This is a genomic window from Vibrio navarrensis, from assembly GCF_015767675.1.
Taxonomy (GTDB): Bacteria; Pseudomonadota; Gammaproteobacteria; order Enterobacterales; family Vibrionaceae; genus Vibrio.
Genome location: NZ_CP065217.1, coordinates 122,943 through 141,112, shown reverse-complemented (window position 1 = coordinate 141,112; position 18,170 = coordinate 122,943). Strand labels below are relative to the sequence as shown.

General features: G+C 50.0%; 14 protein-coding genes. 5 read left to right on the top strand and 9 right to left on the bottom strand.

All coding sequences use genetic code 11. From position 1 onward, the window contains the following. Positions 1–32: 32 nt before the first annotated feature. The 5 genes from gspG to gspC are packed head-to-tail and all read right to left on the bottom strand — an operon-like array spanning position 33 to position 6,224. Positions 33–476 carry a type II secretion system major pseudopilin GspG gene (gene gspG, locus I3X05_RS00630; RefSeq protein ID WP_039422645.1) on the bottom strand — a complete coding sequence of 148 codons (444 nt, stop codon included), beginning with the start codon at positions 474–476 and terminating at the stop codon, positions 33–35. A gap of 52 nt (positions 477–528) precedes the next feature. Next, complete coding sequence (gene gspF / locus I3X05_RS00625; protein WP_193157677.1) at positions 529–1,746, bottom strand: type II secretion system inner membrane protein GspF; 1,218 nt, start codon at positions 1,744–1,746, stop codon at positions 529–531. Next, a complete protein-coding gene (gene gspE, locus I3X05_RS00620; protein WP_045572360.1) occupies positions 1,746–3,245 on the bottom strand; it encodes a type II secretion system ATPase GspE in 1,500 nt (499 codons plus the stop codon). The genes gspF and gspE overlap by 1 nt, the downstream gene beginning before the upstream one ends. Beyond that, positions 3,245–5,263, bottom strand: a complete 2,019-nt coding sequence (gspD, locus tag I3X05_RS00615) for a type II secretion system secretin GspD (RefSeq protein ID WP_045572359.1) — start codon at positions 5,261–5,263, stop codon at positions 3,245–3,247. Before gspD ends, gspE begins: the two co-directional genes overlap by 1 nt. Before the next feature lie 37 nt (positions 5,264–5,300). Next, positions 5,301–6,224 (bottom strand): type II secretion system protein GspC, encoded by a 924-nt coding sequence (gspC, locus tag I3X05_RS00610; RefSeq protein WP_045572358.1) that lies wholly within the window; start codon positions 6,222–6,224, stop codon positions 5,301–5,303. A gap of 308 nt (positions 6,225–6,532) precedes the next feature. Between gspC and hslR the strand changes: the two genes are divergently transcribed. From hslR to I3X05_RS00590, 4 genes are all read left to right on the top strand, one after another. Then, positions 6,533–6,916 (top strand): ribosome-associated heat shock protein Hsp15, encoded by a 384-nt coding sequence (gene hslR / locus I3X05_RS00605; RefSeq protein WP_045572357.1) that lies wholly within the window; start codon positions 6,533–6,535, stop codon positions 6,914–6,916. A gap of 32 nt (positions 6,917–6,948) precedes the next feature. Then, positions 6,949–7,824 carry an Hsp33 family molecular chaperone HslO gene (gene hslO, locus I3X05_RS00600; RefSeq protein ID WP_045572356.1) on the top strand — a complete coding sequence of 292 codons (876 nt, stop codon included), beginning with the start codon at positions 6,949–6,951 and terminating at the stop codon, positions 7,822–7,824. 331 nt (positions 7,825–8,155) lie between these two features. Further along, entirely contained in the window at positions 8,156–9,784 is a 1,629-nt protein-coding gene (gene pckA / locus I3X05_RS00595) for a phosphoenolpyruvate carboxykinase (ATP) (RefSeq protein ID WP_337970892.1), read from the top strand. A 126-nt stretch (positions 9,785–9,910) separates the two neighbouring features. Further along, the gene (locus I3X05_RS00590; RefSeq protein WP_193167043.1) at positions 9,911–11,830 is read left to right on the top strand and encodes an AsmA family protein; all 1,920 of its coding nucleotides are present in this window, start codon (positions 9,911–9,913) and stop codon (positions 11,828–11,830) included. Here the strand turns inward: I3X05_RS00590 and I3X05_RS00585 are convergent. From I3X05_RS00585 to typA, 4 genes are all read right to left on the bottom strand, one after another. After that, positions 11,810–12,733 carry a bifunctional GNAT family N-acetyltransferase/hotdog fold thioesterase gene (locus I3X05_RS00585; protein WP_045572353.1) on the bottom strand — a complete coding sequence of 308 codons (924 nt, stop codon included), beginning with the start codon at positions 12,731–12,733 and terminating at the stop codon, positions 11,810–11,812. The two genes, I3X05_RS00590 and I3X05_RS00585, sit on opposite strands and share 21 nt — an antisense overlap. A gap of 34 nt (positions 12,734–12,767) precedes the next feature. Further along, positions 12,768–13,202 carry a D-aminoacyl-tRNA deacylase gene (gene dtd, locus I3X05_RS00580; protein ID WP_045572352.1) on the bottom strand — a complete coding sequence of 145 codons (435 nt, stop codon included), beginning with the start codon at positions 13,200–13,202 and terminating at the stop codon, positions 12,768–12,770. Beyond that, positions 13,174–14,118: a virulence factor BrkB family protein gene (locus tag I3X05_RS00575; RefSeq protein ID WP_045572351.1), complete on the bottom strand. Its 945-nt coding sequence runs from the start codon at positions 14,116–14,118 to the stop codon at positions 13,174–13,176. Before I3X05_RS00575 ends, dtd begins: the two co-directional genes overlap by 29 nt. Before the next feature lie 221 nt (positions 14,119–14,339). After that, positions 14,340–16,169, bottom strand: a complete 1,830-nt coding sequence (typA, locus tag I3X05_RS00570; protein ID WP_045572350.1) for a translational GTPase TypA — start codon at positions 16,167–16,169, stop codon at positions 14,340–14,342. Positions 16,170–16,689: 520 nt separating this feature from the next. On the opposite strand from typA, the gene glnA reads away from it, so the two are divergent. After that, positions 16,690–18,099, top strand: coding sequence for a glutamate--ammonia ligase (gene glnA, locus I3X05_RS00565; RefSeq protein ID WP_045572348.1), 1,410 nt, complete (start codon positions 16,690–16,692; stop codon positions 18,097–18,099). Positions 18,100–18,170 lie beyond the last annotated feature (71 nt).

The window sequence follows — 18,170 nt, the reverse complement described above, 5'->3', positions numbered from 1 at the left end:
CTCACTGTTATTGCGTTGCAAACTTCACCGAATTAACGGAAGTCTTGCATATTCCAGTTGCCAATGTCCGCAGCCGCACCTTCACCGCCCTCTTGACCATCCGCACCTAAGGTAAAGATGTCAACTGTGCCTTTGTCACCTGGGCTAAGGTATTGGTAATCGTTGCCCCACGGATCTTTTGGCAGACGTTTGATGTAACCGCCATCGCGGTAGTTACGCGGCTCAGGGCTGCTTGGCTTGCTCACCAGCGCTTCCAAACCTTGATCTGTGGTTGGGTAAACACTGTTGTCGAGCTTGTACATATCGAGCGCGTTTTCCAACGCGACGATATCGGTGATCGCTTTTTGTTGGTCCGCTTTCTCTTTGTTCCCCAGCAAGTTAGGGACAACGAAACTGGCCAAAATGCCCAGAATCACCACCACAACCATGACTTCTAACAGGGTAAAACCCGCCTGCTTTTTACGTTTGCTTTGCATTATTTTCTCCACAATTAATCGTTCGGATAGTTGCCCCATCCGATCGATAACATTAGCCACTCATTAAGTTATTCATTTCTAGCATCGGCATCAGCGTTGCCATGACGATAAACAGCACCAACCCTGCCATCAAGGCGATCAACGCCGGGGTAAAGATCCCCAAAGCAATATTGACCGTCGATTCAAAGTTTTGGTCTTGGTTATCCGCCGCGCGCGTCAACATGCTCTCCAGCTCACCACTCTGCTCACCACTGGCGATCATATGCAGCATCATCGGTGGAAAGAGACGCGTCTGATCCAGGGCTTTGCGCAAACTGGACCCTTCACGCACACTGTCCGCTGCTAGTAAGACCTGCTGTTTGACAAATTGGTTCGACATCACATCCACCGCAACGCGCATTCCTTCCAAAATCGGAATGGCGCTGGAGGTACAAATCGATAGCGTTCGCGCAAAACGCGCCGTATTCAAACCCTTAGAAATTTTTCCCAGCAGTGGCAGGCTCAAAATGCGTCTATCCCACACCATTCGAAAGTTTGGCTTTTTCAGGGCGGTTTTTAGCAGATAAATCGCCGCTACCACGCTGACAAACAGTATCAAGCCCCATTGCTGAATAAATTCACTCGAGGCGAGAAGAAACTGCGTTGACTGCGGCAGCTCTTGCCCCATTTGAATGATCGGCTCAACGATTTTTGGTACCACGGTCGCCAGCAAAAACGCCACAATAGAGACCGCAAACACCACCAACACCACAGGGTAGATCATCGCCTGCATCAGCTTGGAGCGCATTTTCTGCCGATTTTCACAGTAATCAGCAAGCCGTTCTAAGACGGCATCAAGGTGGCCGGATTTCTCCCCCGCCGACACCATAGAACGGTACAGCTCGTCAAAGATGTGCGGATAATCGGCCAAACTGTCGGCCAAGGTATAACCTTCAGTCACCTTGGAGCGCACTGCAGCCAGCATGCTTTTGATGCGTGGCTTTTCCGCTTGTTCCGATACCGCGCGTAAACACTCTTCCAAAGGCATACCAGATTGAACTAAGGTCGAGATCTGGCGTGTAATCAAAGAGAGATCGGGGGTACTGATCCCGCGTTTGAACCCACCGGAAGCGTTGCTTTTCGCCTGCTTAGCTTTGGTCTCAATCACTTCAATCGGCACCATGCCTTGCTCTTTGAGGCGCTGTCTGACCTGACGAGCGTTGTCGCCTTCGATGTTGCCTTTTTTCTGTCGCCCTTTGGCATCGAGCGCTTTGTACTCAAACGCAGCCATCAGGATTCCTTAGTGACACGCATCACCTCTTCGAGTGAAGTGACACCTTGCAATACTTTACTCAAACCATCACTGCGAATGCTTGGCGTATGCTCTCGGATCAGTTTGTCAATCGCCTGCTCGCCCGCTTCGCTGTGAATCAGTTCCTGCACTTTTTCATCCACCATCAGCAACTCGTGGATACCCGTTCGGCCTCGGTAACCTTTGTGATTACACTTCTCACACCCTTTCGGACGATAGAGGATAAGGGGATCTTTCTTCTTGCTATCAAACAGTTTGCGCTGCTCTTTATCCGCTTCGTAAGGTTCTTTGCAGCTATGGCATAAAGTTCGTACCAAGCGCTGTGCCAGAACCCCAAGCAAAGAGGATGAGATAAGGAAAGGCTCAATCCCCATATCACGCAGACGGGTAATCGCGCCAACCGCCGTGTTGGTGTGCAATGTCGACATCACTAAGTGGCCGGTTAACGACGCTTGCACCGCAATTTGCGCGGTTTCCAAGTCACGAATTTCCCCGACCATCACCACATCTGGGTCTTGACGCAAAATCGCGCGCAAGCCGCGAGCAAAAGTCATGTCAACTTTCGGGTTAACCTGTGTCTGGCCGATACCGTCGATATCAAACTCGATCGGATCTTCGACGGTGAGGATATTGCGCTCGTTACTGTTAAGCTCCTGCAACCCTGCGTACAAGGTGGTCGATTTACCCGACCCCGTTGGTCCCGTGACCAGAATAATCCCGTGCGGACGAGCGATCAGGTGACGGAAGTTATCGTGGTTGGCTGGCGTCATACCAAGGCTGTGCAAATCCAAGCGGGTGGCGTTTTTGTCCAGCAGACGCATTACCACACGCTCACCGTGCGATGAAGGCATCGTCGAAACCCGCACGTCCACCGCGCGGCCACCAATACGCAAAGAGATTCGGCCATCTTGCGGTACGCGTTTTTCCGCAATGTCCAGCTTCGCCATTACTTTGACCCGCGACACCAGCAGCGGCGCAAGTTTACGGTTAGGAGCAAGCACGTCACGTAATACCCCATCGACACGGAAACGAATCGAGAGCGATTTTTCAAACGTTTCGATATGAATATCTGACGCACCCTCTTTAATCGCTTCACCGAGCATGGCGTTGATCAATTTGATGATTGGCGCATCGTCCTCCGACTCAAGGAGATCTTCCCCTTGCGGTAACTCTTCCGCCAGCGAGAAGAAATCGTCATCTGAGCCGATGTCTTCCATCAGTTGTCGCGCTTCCGACGAGTCGCGCTGATAGGCTAGGGTGAGTTTTTTCTCAAATTCTTCCGCGCTTAGCGCCTGCGGAATAAACGTCTGCTTCAACACTCGACGCACTTCAATCAGCGCTGAGGCATTGAGCGGTTCAACATAGTAGAGCATCATCGGACGCTCTGGATGAACCACCTCAAGGACCACCTTAAAACGGTTAGCGAAGCTAAAAGGCAAGCGGCGAAACACCGCTGCCGTGTCCAGCATGTCTACCATCAGTTGCTTTCCATTTGTTCGATAAAGGCCTGAATTTCCACAGGATGGCGCTTATCTTCACCATATTTTGGCAGAACTGGGATGTTGCCATCGCCCATGAGCTTCAAACCTTGATCGGCTTTGTATAGCTGCTCAGCACGAATGTAGTTGTATTTACGCTGGGTGATGCCATCGGCGGTCATACCATCGCGAATAATGGTCGGCTTGATAAACACCATCAGGTTCTTTTTCTCAACCTGAGTACTGGTCGATTTAAACAAGTGCCCCAAAATCGGAATGTCGCCGAGCAACGGCACTTTCGATTCGCTTTCCAACGCGCGCTCGTCAATCAAACCGCCGAGCACCAACATCTGCCCGTCTTGAACAATGACGGAGGTATTTAGCTGACGTTTGGCAAAGCGCACGTCGACCGCACCATTCGCACCAAGCACGTTCGACACTTCCTGCTCAATATTCAGTTGTACCGAGTCACCTTCGTTGATTTGCGGCACCACTTTCAGCTTAATACCGACCTCTTTACGCTCTACCGTCTGGAATGGATTGTCGTTGTTCGAGCTGGCCGATGAACCGGTTAAGACCGGCACTTCTTCACCAACGATAAACGACGCTTCGCCGTTGTCCATCACGGTAATGCTAGGCGACGAAAGAATGTTTGAGTTGGAGTTACTGGCCACGGCGCTGATTAAGGCAGTCCAGTCACCCATCACCAAGCTCATCGCAGCACCATTTACGCCTGATAAGGCAGAGGCTAGGGTGGAGTAATCACCGGACTCTTTCACTTCATAAGGAACACGATTGCCGTTGGAGTCGTTATAGTATTCCGTTCTTGTTTGCTCTTTGGCTTCTTCAAGGCCAATCATCACCTTGCCAATTTGCGCACCACTGTTGCCATACTGAATTACGGCGCCACTTTCCAGTGAGCCCCACTGTACGCCAAGGTTGATGCCATCGCCTTCAGCCATTTCAACAATTAAGGCTTCGATCAACACTTGCGCACGACGAATATCCAATTGAGAAATCACTTCTTGCAGCGCAATCATGATATCGGGCGGCGCAGTCAGCACCAGCGAGTTGGTGCCTTGGTGAGCCGCAATCACCACATCGTTACGTTGCGAACCCGCCGTTTTCTGACCTGAGCTCTTCTCCGCTTGCAGATTATCGGACACGCCTTTGAGCACATCGACCAAGTCTTCTGCTTTGGCGTATTTGAGATACACCACGCGGTTGTTACCTTTGGTTGCCATCTCGACATCCAACTTCTCAATCAGGTTTTTCAGGCGCTCACGCACTTTCGGGTCGCCAGAGATCAAGATGGCGTTGGTGCGTTCATCTGCCACTAATTTAGGCAGTAAATTGGCTGGGGTATTTTTGGCGTCTTGAGATTTGTTCAGTGCATCGACTATGCGCACCATTTCCGAGGCAGACGCGTTTTTCAGTTCAATCACTTCCACTTCGGTATCACCAGCCTGGTCGACACGTTTGATGATTTCCGCAAGGCGATTCACCACCGCCGCACGGCCAGTGATCAAAATGATATTGGCTGGGTCGTAGTGCACCACGTTACCCGCGCCGGCGTTGTCGATCAATTGGCGCAGCAATGGAGAGAGTTCACGTACCGATACATTGCGCACCGCAACGACGCGAGTGATGACGTTGTCGCCTTTCACGGTATCGTCACCCACCACCGGAATAGCAGACGTTTTTGAGTCTTTCGATTTAACGACTTTCAGTACGCCGTTTTCCATTTCCACCACAGCATAACCGTACACTTCCAACACATTGAGAAAGAAGCTGTAGTATTGCTCTTCATTCAGTACATCATAGCTGCGGACATCAATTTTGCCGCGCACTGACGGATCAACAATGATGGTTTTCTCCAGATTGCGTCCGACGATCGTAATGAATTCCTGAATGTCCGTGCCTTTAAAGCTCGCACTGAATTCGCTTGCCCACGCCCCGGACGTACAGGCTAGCGTCCCTGCCAGCAACCATGCGCTTTTGCTAAACCAATGTTTCACGTATATCTCCCACCACTTACGCTCTAGCGCCTAAGTATTAAAATTGGATGTAAATGTCATGTTGCTGACCATCACGCTCAACCGTCAGGTTGAGCTCTGTCAGCTCTGAAATTGAATCGAAAATTTTGCCCATCGCCGCCGGATCGGTCAGATCGTTGCCATTCAGCTGCACGGCAATATCGCCATCTTGTAGACCTACCGACTGGAAAAGCTGCGGATTTTTACCCGGGCTAACGCGATAACCGATCACTTGTTCGTCTTTCTTCACTTGGGATAAACGAACATATTGGAAAATCTTCTGCGGATCCGCGGTGATCTCTTCACGAATCTGCGCTAACTGGTCGTCGGTATCGGGCGGGTTATTCTTCGCAATGGTCGACGGAGCAGGCGAAGTGCTATCACCGAGTTTCTTGTACTCTAGCCCTTCGAGCATCACGGTTTCATCACGCCCTTCGTTATCGATGATCACCCGATCCACCAACACGGCTTTTAACTTGGCACGAGTCCCTTCAATTTCTTCACCCAAACCGTACGTCGCTTGCTGGCCTCGGTTGGCGATGACCGCCAAACTGGCACTCGGATTGCTACTCGCGACCGCACCGACCAACACCAAATTGAGTCGAGTTTTCGGTGCATCTTGCACCACAGGTGCTTTTACGACTGGTTTGGCTTTGTTTTCGTTGTAAGCACCAAACAAATTCATCGCCTGAAGCCCTGCAAGAGAGAGGCCCTGTTTATTGTTGCTTTGCCCTCCGGCTATCACAGGGGCTTGCCAAGCGACAATCTCATTTTTCTGTGGCTGCGTGAGCCAGACAACCTGGCCTAAAGTCCAGCCTGTCATCGCAATCAAAATGCCAGCTAAGATCTTGCTTACATGGCGCTGAATCTCGCCGTTATTCGCAATGACGCGAGCCAGTAGCGGGCTGCTTCTCAATCCAGCACTTAGCTCTGATGGTTTCACTGAGTTGATTCCTTGTTTGTTACGATTCAATGATCGCTCTTGTTATAGGCAGTTTTCTTCTATGATCTCACTGCGCTCTCTATTGACATTAGCACCTAACTCAAAAAAAGCAGGTTCACTGCTATGTTTTTGACTGTAATGGAATTGTCTAGTCAACAAAGAGCGGAGAACTATATCACAGCATAATAGTGACACGCTTTTCAAATTCCGTTTTTGCCAACTCCCTTGAAATTTTCGCTGCATGTCACCATTGTAAGGGGCAATAAGCAGCAATCATTCACAGCACTGATTAGAGAGTAAGACTTCCTATGAGTTCCCAACTTGACGCCGTTCGCTTAGATAAATGGCTATGGGCTGCACGATTTTATAAGACCCGTTCCATTGCCCGCAACATGGTCGATGGAGGTAAAGTCCACTATAATGGTCAGCGCACAAAACCAAGCAAAATAGTTGAAATTGGTGCAACAATTAAGTTACGCCAAGGAAATGACGAGAAAGTGGTGGTGATTGAGCAGATCTCAGATCAGCGACGTGGCGCGCCAGAAGCACAAAACCTGTATCGCGAAACCGACGAAAGTGTGACGAAGCGCGAAACACTGGCACAGCAGCGTAAACTCAACGCTAACCCAAGCCCTGAACGACGCCCAGACAAGAAGCAGCGTCGTGACATCATCAAATTTAAACTGCAGTAACAACGCCGGAAAAACCGACGAGGAATCCCTAAATGGCAAGCAATGTTTTGAACCGCTACTTATTTGAAGACCTTTCAGTGCGTGGCGAGTTGGTACAATTGGATGAAGCGTACCAGCGTATTATTTCGAGCAAGGAATATCCGGCAGCCCTGCAAAAACTGTTAGGCGAGCTGTTGGTGTCAACCACTCTGCTCACCGCCACACTCAAGTTTGAAGGTTCTATCACCATTCAATTGCAAGGCGATGGTCCGGTTTCTTTGGCGGTCATCAATGGCGACAACGAACAAAAAGTTCGTGGTGTCGCTCGCTGGGAAGGTGAGATTGCCGACGACGCCAGCCTGCACGATATGATGGGGAAAGGCTACCTTGTCATCACCATTGAGCCGAAAAAAGGCGAACGCTATCAAGGTGTGGTTGGTCTCGACGGCGACAACCTCACTCAAGTGATCGAAGGCTATTTTGCCAACTCAGAGCAACTTAAAACCCGCTTGTGGATCCGCACTGGCGAGCATCAAGGTCAAGCACACGCCGCAGGTATGCTGATTCAAGTCGTGCCAGATGGCACCGGCTCTGCCGATGACTTTGAGCACCTAGAACAGTTAACAAACACAGTGAAGAATGAAGAGTTATTCACGTTAGAAGCCAACGAGCTGCTGTATCGCTTGTACAACCAAGAACAAGTCCGCCTGTTTGAACCTCAGCCTGTTGAGTTCCATTGCGGCTGTTCTCGTGAGCGCAGCGGTGCCGCGATTGTCACCATCGATAAAACCGAAATTTATGACATTTTGGCCACCGAAGGATCCGTTTCTTTACATTGTGATTACTGCGGCACGACTTACTCGTTTGACGAGCCGCAAGTGGCTGAGCTCTACACCAACGCCACTTCTGAGCGTAAAACGCTGCATTAATTTCCTTGGATTATCAAGCACGTAATTTACCCGTCAAAAGGCCAGCGCAAGCTGGCCTTTTTGTGATCAAAGCCTAGTAAATCAATACTTTCCCGTAATTTAACAACCCCTTATTTTTTGTTAATTAATAATCCTTTAACGCTGGCGCAATGGTTTGCGTGCACGATAAACTATCTCGGCCAATATGTGACGGGACACCTAAAACCGCAGGAAAATTAAGGATAATTTTTGAACTATATCCCTGTTTTCTCCCCCACCCGTTGTTAGCATGGTGAGCAGAAAAATTAAAAGATTCTTACAAAATCCCTACAAAATCCTATAAGGAGCACCTATGACCGTTATGGAACATACTAAGGCTGCAACAATTGATTTAACCAAACATGGACTGCGCAACGTAAAAGAGGTTCTACGTAACCCAAGTTACGAAGTGCTGTTTGCAGAAGAGACACGTCCGGATCTCGAAGGCTACGAAAAAGGCGCAGTCACCGAGCTTGGCGCGGTCGCTGTCGATACTGGCGTTTTCACTGGCCGCTCACCAAAAGATAAATACATAGTGAAAGACGCAACGACGGAAGAAAACATGTGGTGGACATCCAGTGCAGTTCCGAACGACAACAAACCAATCACTCAGGAAGTGTGGAACGACATTAAAGAACTGGTGACCAACCAGCTGTCTGGCAAGCGTGTGTTCGTGATTGATGGTTACTGTGGTGCTAACCCTGACACGCGCTTAAGCATTCGCGTGATCACCGAAGTCGCTTGGCAGGCGCATTTTGTGAAGAACATGTTTATCCGCCCTTCCGAAGAAGAGTTGGCGACCTTTGAGCCGGACTTCGTGGTGATGAACGCCGCGAAATGCACCAACCAGAAGTGGCAAGAGCATGGTCTGAACTCGGAAAACTTTACTGTGTTTAACCTAACCGAGCGCACCCAACTGATTGGCGGTACTTGGTACGGCGGCGAAATGAAGAAAGGCATGTTCGCCATGATGAACTACTTCCTGCCGTTGAAAGGTGTCGCATCCATGCACTGTAGTGCCAACATGGGCAAAGATGGCGATGTCGCGATCTTCTTCGGCCTATCTGGTACAGGTAAAACGACCCTATCCACCGATCCAAAACGTGCGTTGATCGGCGACGACGAACACGGCTGGGATGATGACGGCGTATTTAACTTCGAAGGTGGCTGCTACGCGAAAACCATCAAACTGTCGAAAGAAGCAGAGCCAGACATCTACAACGCCATCCGTCGCGATGCGCTGCTAGAAAACGTCACAGTACGTAACGACGGTTCAATCGATTTTGACGACGGCTCGAAAACCGAGAATACGCGCGTTTCTTACCCGATTTACCACATTGATAACATCGTCAAACCCGTTTCTAAAGGTGGCCATGCTAACAAAGTGATCTTCCTGTCTGCTGATGCCTTTGGAGTATTGCCTCCCGTGTCTAAACTGACACCAGAGCAAACCAAGTACCACTTCCTCTCTGGTTTCACCGCCAAACTGGCGGGCACTGAGCGTGGTATTACCGAGCCAACGCCAACCTTCTCTGCCTGTTTTGGCGCTGCGTTCCTAACGCTACACCCAACCAAGTATGCAGAAGTCCTGGTCAAACGCATGGAAGAAGCGGGTGCAGAAGCGTACCTAGTGAACACCGGCTGGAATGGCAGTGGCAAACGTATCTCCATTCAAGATACGCGCGGCATTATTGATGCCATCCTTGACGGCTCGATTGAAGAAGCGCCAACCAAGCACGTGCCCATCTTCAATCTTGAAGTACCAACATCGCTTCCTGGCGTCGATCCAACCATCCTTGACCCACGCGATACCTATGTCGACCCACTGCAGTGGGAAAGCAAAGCCAAAGATCTGGCACAGCGCTTTATCAATAACTTTGCTAAATACACCGACAACGCCGAAGGTCAATCCCTCGTTTCAGCTGGTCCTCAGCTTGACTAAGTGATCGGATAACAAAAAGCATGCTCAAGCCCCTCATTCGAGGGGCTTTTTAGTTGAATCACGCGCCGATTTAAGACAAGCTTATGCAACACATGCAAGGAAGCAGCGAGAGTTTGTTCAATTAGGATGAAGAAAATAATCATAACCATCACTGTCTTGCTTTTGGTCGTCGCGATTATTCCACTCGCGCTTTTGTTTTCGCTGCAAACACGCTACGCGAGTCAGGTATTCAATCAACTCAATCAATGGCTACACTCTGGAGTCAGCGCTTCAGAAGTCCGCTACCAGTTTCCCTACCATTTTTCGTTTAAGAATCTGACCTTTGACCACCCTGATGTTAGCTATGTCGAACAACTCGATCTCTGGTTCAACCCGTCACTTTACCGTGATGGACAGTGGCAGTTAGACAGTGTGCTGATCGACGGCCTCAGCCTCCAACAAGGGCTAAGCAGCAATCCGCAAACTTGGCTGCGCGATACGGTTCATGTCCAGCAAATCGCCTTGTCTCACTTTGACTACGCCGACAAAGAGTTCAGCGCGCGCGGTCTTAACGTTCAGCTCAAGCAGCCATACTGGGAGACGACAGAACAATGGCTGCCGTATGCCGAGATTCAACTTTCCGCCGATCAAATCTATTGGCAAGGCGAGGCGTTCAACAAAACATTGCTCGATATGGACTATCGCCCGCAAGAGAGCACGGTATTTGGCCTCTCCTTCCTCTGGCGTGGTGGGCATATATCCGGTCAGGCAGAACAGTACGCGCAAGGCTGGTCACTGGTCAATGTCACCGTTGATGGTCTCACACTCTCAGATCAGCAAGTGCAGTCGATTATGGCCAAACCTTGGACAACGCTGGGCAACATTAGCCATATCAACAGCCTCGATGTGATGCGTAGCAGCATTGGTTACCAAGGCTATCAACTGGTCAATGTTGAGCTCTCCTGTGAAAATCTCACCTTACCGTTTGCGTGGTGGCAGCAAAGCGATGGCCTTTTTTCTCTCTCTGCGGAAAGCGTGCAAGACCAGCACAACGTGTGGATTGAACCTAGGCTCAGCCTGCGTCTCCATCCTGCGCAAATTGATATCGAAGAAGCCGCTTTTCTCTGGCAGCAAGGGAACGTGAGCTTTTCTGGCCGCATCACTCCGGACGCGCTGGCACTGAAACACGTGAACGTCAATAACGTGAAGTGGGCCGCTGAGCAGCCCGGTGAAGGAGAGTGGCTGAAACAGTTGCTTAGAAAGGCGAAAGAGGTTTCCGTTGAAACGCTGAATATCGAGCGCAGCCAATTTATCCAACTGATCCGTGAGCCCTATTGGCAACTGACTGGACTTAATATCGAAGGCCAGAATTTGCTGATTAAGCAAGATAGGCAACTTGGCCTTTGGCAAGGCGCGCTGAGCGCCAGCGCTGCCAATGCAAGCTACCAGAGTGCACTCAGCTCACACCCGATCATTGAAATGCACAGCACTCAAGGCAAGTGGCAAATGGATCGTTTGTTTGCCCCGCTGCAACAAGGCTATGTAGAGGGACAAGCCTCGCTTGACCTAACACAAATCAGCAAACCTTGGCAACTCACCCTCAATGCCGATGGCTTCCCAGCTGGGTTGCTGTTATCGCAGTTACCGCTGCCGTTGGAGATCAACGCGATAAGCAGTATCGATTTGCAAGCCGAGGGGTTGGCGGGCGATTGGGCGATGTTCTCCCATACCTTGTCGGGCGGGGTGTATGCGCAGTTGCATGAAGCGTATATCGAGGCCCAAGACAACAGCATTACGCCATTAATGCTATCGGAGCTCAGGCTCAATATGCAGCGAGGTAAGCTGTCACTCAGCCCGATCAACGTCAGCGGCCCGTCGATCACAGGCCACATCAGCGGGCAAGCGGACCTCGCAGCCGATGCTCCACAGGGTATCAGCTATCAGTTCGTGATTGGTTGTCAGCAGTTGAGTGGTGACCTTCTCTCGGATCAACACCAGCGCCGCAGCGAATGCGACGCGGCATTAAGCAGTGAAAGCCAACCCCCTTTAGCCACGCTGACTCAGTAGCTTTTTGTAATCGGGCAACAGCATATAAGTTCCCATGAACTCCACCGCCGCAAGCTCATCACTAAAAATAGTCACATGGATCACGATGCGCGCTTTGCGCCCAGAGGCGAGTCGGTCCAAATCGCCACTAATGCCATCCAGTGAGGTGCTGGCAATCGGGTTTTTCTCCACCGGATGACGGTAGCGAATGCGACTGTCCGCCAGAACAATGTCCCCAGTTAAACCGCGCTCTTTCAACAACAACCACGCCATGCCCCAGCCTGTTAACGTCGCCAGCGTGAATGCCGATCCCGCGAACAGGGTATTATGCGGGTTTAAATTGGGGTTGAGCTGCGCGCTGCACTCAAACTGATAACCCGTATACTGGTTGATTTTGATGCCCATTTTATCGCTGATCGGAATTTGTCTATCCCAGCGATCTTGCAATTCCGTACACCACTCCGGATTACGCAATACGTTGGCCATCGGATCGAGGGGCTTTACCATCTGCTGATGACGCACCGGGCCACGCTCATCGGTCAGTTCACCTCGACGTTCAAACCCATTTCTCTCGTAAAAGGAGATAGCGTCTTCACGGGCGTTACACACCAGACGCTTCGCCCCCTCTTGACGGGCGAGCGACTCCAACGCCACCAACACCAGCGAGCCCATGCCTTTGCCACGGCGAGTTCCTTTCACCGCCATATAGCGGATCTGACCCTCGCTATCCGGCGATATATACAGCCGACCAATGGCAATCGGCCGCCCTCGACCATCGACAATCATGCGATGGTGGCTCATACCGTCGTATTCATCGCGCTCTGAACCGATCGGCATACGCCACGGCTCGCGTAACATTTGCCAACGAAAGTGGTAATACTTGTTGAGTTGGTTATCTGTTTTCGGCGTGATCAGCTTAAACATAGAAATCCTTTTTCAAGTAAATAGGCTCCTGCCTTTACACCTGTAACCAGAAGGTTACCGGACCATCATTCACTAAAGATACTTTCATATCGGCCGCAAAGCGACCTCGCTCTGTCGGCAACACATGCTCGCACTGGTCTGAAAAATAGTCATACAAACGTTCAGCCTCTGTGGGGTGAGCGCCGCGAGAAAAGCCCGCACGAGTGCCTTTTTTGGTGTCGGCAGGCAAGGTAAACTGCGACACCACCAGCACTTTGCCCCCGACTTGCTGCACATTGAGATTCATTTTGCCGTCGTCGTCTTCGAACACACGGTAAGTGGTGACACGCTCCACCAATCGGCGAGCTTTGGCTTCGTCATCGTTTTTTTCAACGCCGAGCAGGACTAACAGCCCTTTTTCTATCTGCCCAACCACTTCACCATCGACGCGAACGGTGGCTTCACTTACTCTCTGAATCAGCGCTATCACTACTGCTATCCTCTTCTGCGGCCAACATTTTTTCTGCCTGAGAGTGTATCATTTCCGCGCTCAGTCTCCACTGTTCCTTCTCGCCCAATGCCGCCGTCACTTCCGCGCCGATCAGCACAATCAGCCAGCACAAATAGACCCAAACAAACAAAATAGGAATCGCCGCCAGTGCACCGTATATCACTTGGTAAGAAGGAAATTGCGTAATGTAAGCAGCAAAGCCTTTCTTACTCATCTCAAACAAAATCGCGGCGATGATCGCCCCGATGACCGCATGGGAAAAATGAACTTTTTTGTTCGGCACCAACAGATACAAACCGACAAAGGCGCAAAACGAGAGAATAAACGGCAGCCAGCGCAGCAGTAAATTGTACATGCCAGAAATTGCTTCGCTATCGAGCAGACGCAGCGAAGTCACATACGAGGTCGCGGCAATGCTGGTTCCGACCAAAATCGGCCCCAAGGTCAACACCATCCAATACATGGAAAACGAGAACACCGCACGGCGCTTTTTCCGCACCCGCCAAATGTAGTTGAGATTTTTATCGATGTTGGAGATCAGCATCAAAGCCGCAACAAAAAGGAAGGCCGCGCCGACGGCGGTCATTTTTCCGGTATTGGCGACAAAATCCTGTAGCGCGTTATGCACCGCATCCCCAGCGGCGGGGACAAAATGGGTAATGATAAAGCCTTGCAAGACAGTACCAACATTTTCAAACACGGGAAATTTAGACAATATTGATAGAAGCACCGTCATCAGTGGCACAATGGAGAGCAAGGTAATATAGGCCAAATAACCGGCGTTCACATTCACCCGATCGTGTTGCATTCGGGCAACTAAATAGCGCGCAAACGCGATTCCATTTCCGGCGAGGGTTTGCAATCTCAACTTGTCACTCCCAGGTAACTGGTTCATAGTCCTACCCATACGGCTCATGAAAAACTGATGGAAAATAAGCATGCCTTATTTTCTCGCAGTTATGCTATCAATTTTTTATCCTGTCCGCGCTACTCATCGAAAGGTCAATCATCATTAACTCACTCTCACCATCAAAATAACTAAAAAATAAACGGCAATAAAAAACCCCGGGAGAAACTGCCCGGGGTTTTCATTTCTTACAATAACATTATTCGCGATTACTTCGCTTCACGTGAAGCACGCTTACGGTCGCTTTCAGTGAGGAATTTCTTACGAATACGGATGCTTTCCGGTGTCACTTCAACCAACTCGTCGTCATCGATAAACTCAAGCGCTTGCTCTAATGTCATGATGATTGGTGTCGTCAGTACCTGCGCGTCATCGGTGCCCGATGCACGTACGTTGGTCAGTTGCTTACCTTTCAGCGCGTTGACGGTTAGGTCGTTGTCACGGCTGTGAATACCGATCACCATACCTTCGTACACTTCCACGCCGTGACCGATAAATAGACGGCCACGCTCTTGCAGGTTAAACAGCGCGTTGGTCAGTGCTTTACCCGCTGCGTTGGCAATCAATACGCCATTGACACGTTGACCAATGTTGCCACCTTTGTGTGGACCGTAATGGTCAAAAGTATGGTACAGAAGGCCGGAACCTGAAGTCAGTGTCATGAACTCGGTTTGGAAACCAATCAGACCACGTGAAGGCATGATGAAGTCAAGACGCACACGGCCTTTACCATCCGGTGCCATGTCTTTCAGCTCACCTTTACGCATACCGATTTTTTCCATGATACCGCCCTGATGCTCTTCTTGAACATCGATGGTCACGGTTTCAAACGGTTCCATCAACTGGCCGTTCTCTTCTTTCAGGATAACTTCAGGACGAGATACCGCTAGCTCGAAGCCTTCACGACGCATGTTTTCGATCAAAATAGAAAGATGCAGTTCGCCACGGCCAGAAACGCGGAATTTGTCTGGATCTTCCGTTTGCTCAACGCGCAGTGCCACGTTGTGCACCAACTCTTTCTCAAGACGCTCAAGGATGTTACGTGACGTCACGTATTTGCCTTCAAGACCTGAAAAAGGTGAGGTGTTCACTTGGAACGTCATGGTCACGGTTGGCTCGTCAACAGACAGCGCTGGCAGCGCTTCCACTTTGTTTGCGTCACAGATGGTGTCAGAGATTTTCAGCTCGCCAAGACCGGTAACCGCAATGATGTCACCTGCGGTCGCTTGTGCCACTTCATGGCGCTCAAGGCCAAGGTAACCGAGTACCGTACCCACTTTACCGTTACGAACTTTACCATCCGCACCGACAATGCTTACTTGTTGGTTTGCTTTCACTTTACCGCGCTTGATACGACCCACGCCGATAACACCAACGTATGAGCTGTAATCCAGCTGAGAAATTTGCATTTGTAGTGGGCCATCAAGGTCCACTTCTGGCGCAGCAACCACATCGACGATCGTTTGGAACAACGGTTCCATGTTCTCGCCTGTTTCGCCTTCTTCCAGTGTCGCCCAGCCATTCAGCGCTGACGCGTAAACCACTTTAAAGTCCAGCTGTTCGTCTGTCGCACCTAGGTTATCGAACAGATCAAACACTTGATCCATTACCCAGTCAGGACGTGCGCCAGGACGGTCAATTTTGTTGATAACCACGATAGGCTTCAGGCCATGCGCAAACGCTTTTTGCGTTACAAAACGCGTTTGTGGCATTGGGCCGTCCACCGCGTCAACGATCAGCAGTACACAGTCAACCATCGACATAATACGCTCAACTTCACCACCGAAGTCCGCGTGTCCTGGGGTGTCTACGATGTTGATGCGGTAATCGTTCCAGTTGATGGCGGTGTTTTTCGCCAGGATGGTGATGCCACGCTCTTTCTCGATGTCGTTCGAGTCCATGACTCGCTCTTCAATGTCACCGCGAGATTGCAAAGTGCCTGATTGTTGCAGCAATTTGTCAACCAGTGTGGTTTTACCGTGGTCAACGTGCGCGATGATCGCGATATTTCTTAATTTATCAATCTGTGGAGTCGTCATGGATTCTGATTCACTTGTTTAAAAACGACGCTAAAAACATGGTTGTTTTTTCGAGCGGCGGTTGTTTGATTAAAAAAACGGCCATAATGTACCAGATTTTGATAAAAAACCCAGAAATATGTGATCAGCTCGTGATTATTTTTCGCCAAGTAAAGACTAGTCGCCAAGGCGTATTTCGGCCATTTTTTTGCTAGAAAAAGAGTATGCACATTAACACATTTCTCGATTGACAAGATGCCCAAAGACGGGCTGAATGAGAGACGGTTTTGGCTTATTCTGGTGCAAACTCGCCACATTAGCACCAAAACGGTGCATTTAAAGATCATTTTGGTGCATCGAACACACCAAAATGGCGAGATGAAACACTAAAACTATGAAATATAAGGACTTAAAAAATTGGCACAGTTTTAGCTTTGTAAGAATCAGCATCGATTAATACCAATGTAAAGAAATTAATCAATGCTAGATTCAACAACGAATCTGGCCAATACCGCTTTAATAACACTGGAGGTTATCCAAGATGTCAGTAGAAAACGTTCTATCGCTTATCCAAGAAAACGAAGTTAAGTTTGTTGACCTGCGTTTTACCGATACGAAAGGTAAAGAGCAACACATTTCTATTCCTGCACACCAAATCGATGCTGACTTCTTCGAAGACGGTAAGATGTTTGATGGTTCTTCTGTCGCAGGCTGGAAAGGCATCAACGAATCAGACATGGTGATGATGCCTGATGCGTCTTCTGCGGTACTTGACCCATTCACTGAAGAAGCGACTCTGAACATCCGTTGTGACATCCTTGAGCCTGCAACCATGCAAGGCTACGACCGCGACCCACGTTCTATCGCAAAACGCGCGGAAGATTACCTACGTTCTACTGGTATCGCAGACACCGTTCTTGTCGGCCCAGAGCCAGAGTTCTTCCTATTCGACGACGTGAAATTCTCTACAGACATGTCGGGTTCTTTCTTCAAGATTGACGACGTAGAAGCGGCATGGAACACAGGTTCAGATTACGAAAACGGTAACAAAGGTCACCGTCCTGGCGTGAAAGGGGGTTACTTCCCAGTCGCTCCTGTAGACTCTTCTCAAGACCTGCGTTCTGCTATGTGTCTAGTAATGGAAGAGATGGGCCTAGTGGTTGAAGCGCACCACCACGAAGTGGCAACGGCAGGTCAAAACGAGATCGCGACTCGCTTCAACACGCTAACAGCAAAAGCGGACGAGATCCAAATCTACAAGTACGTGGTTCACAACGTAGCGCACGCCTACGGCAAAACTGCGACCTTTATGCCTAAACCACTGGTTGGCGACAACGGCTCAGGCATGCACGTTCACCAATCTCTGGCGAAAGACGGCGTTAACCTCTTCGCGGGTGACAAGTACGGCGGCCTTTCAGAAACGGCTCTGTACTACATCGGTGGTATCATCAAGCACGCTCGTGCACTGAACGCGCTGACCAACCCATCAACCAACTCGTACAAGCGTCTGGTTCCTCACTACGAAGCGCCTGTTATGCTGGCTTACTCTGCGCGTAACCGTTCTGCGTCTATCCGTATCCCTGTGGTACCAAGCCCGAAAGCGCGTCGTATCGAAGTACGTTTCCCAGATCCAGCAGCAAACCCATACCTAGCGTTTGCCGCGATGCTGATGGCAGGTCTTGACGGTATCAAGAACAAGATCCACCCAGGGGAAGCGATGGACAAAGACCTTTACGATCTGCCTGCAGAAGAAGCCGCAGAGATTCCAAAGGTTGCAGAATCACTCAAGCAAGCTCTTGAGTGCCTAGACAGTGACCGTGAGTTCCTAACCGCGGGCGGCGTATTCTCTGATGATTTCATCGATTCTTACATCGAACTGAAAACCAAAGACGTTGAGCGCGTTAACACCGCTGTTCACCCACTGGAATTTGAACTGTACTACTCAGTGTAATTCACTCAGTGCAAATGTAACTCGGATTGCACTTTTTATCAGGCTCGCCTCGCAGGCGGGCCTTTTTCATA

What these genes read in the sequence shown, in the direction of transcription:
- gspG (WP_039422645.1), bottom strand. Translation starts at nt 476, where the DNA reads ATGCAAAGCAAACGTAAAAAGCAGGCGGGTTTTACCCTGTTAGAAGTC.
- gspF (WP_193157677.1), bottom strand. Translation starts at nt 1,746, where the DNA reads ATGGCTGCGTTTGAGTACAAAGCGCTCGATGCCAAAGGGCGACAGAAA.
- gspE (WP_045572360.1), bottom strand. Translation starts at nt 3,245, where the DNA reads ATGGTAGACATGCTGGACACGGCAGCGGTGTTTCGCCGCTTGCCTTTT.
- hslR (WP_045572357.1), top strand. Translation starts at nt 6,533, where the DNA reads ATGAGTTCCCAACTTGACGCCGTTCGCTTAGATAAATGGCTATGGGCT.
- hslO (WP_045572356.1), top strand. Translation starts at nt 6,949, where the DNA reads ATGGCAAGCAATGTTTTGAACCGCTACTTATTTGAAGACCTTTCAGTG.
- pckA (WP_337970892.1), top strand. Translation starts at nt 8,156, where the DNA reads ATGACCGTTATGGAACATACTAAGGCTGCAACAATTGATTTAACCAAA.
- I3X05_RS00590 (WP_193167043.1), top strand. Translation starts at nt 9,911, where the DNA reads ATGAAGAAAATAATCATAACCATCACTGTCTTGCTTTTGGTCGTCGCG.
- I3X05_RS00585 (WP_045572353.1), bottom strand. Translation starts at nt 12,733, where the DNA reads ATGTTTAAGCTGATCACGCCGAAAACAGATAACCAACTCAACAAGTAT.
- I3X05_RS00575 (WP_045572351.1), bottom strand. Translation starts at nt 14,118, where the DNA reads ATGAACCAGTTACCTGGGAGTGACAAGTTGAGATTGCAAACCCTCGCC.
- typA (WP_045572350.1), bottom strand. Translation starts at nt 16,169, where the DNA reads ATGACGACTCCACAGATTGATAAATTAAGAAATATCGCGATCATCGCG.
- glnA (WP_045572348.1), top strand. Translation starts at nt 16,690, where the DNA reads ATGTCAGTAGAAAACGTTCTATCGCTTATCCAAGAAAACGAAGTTAAG.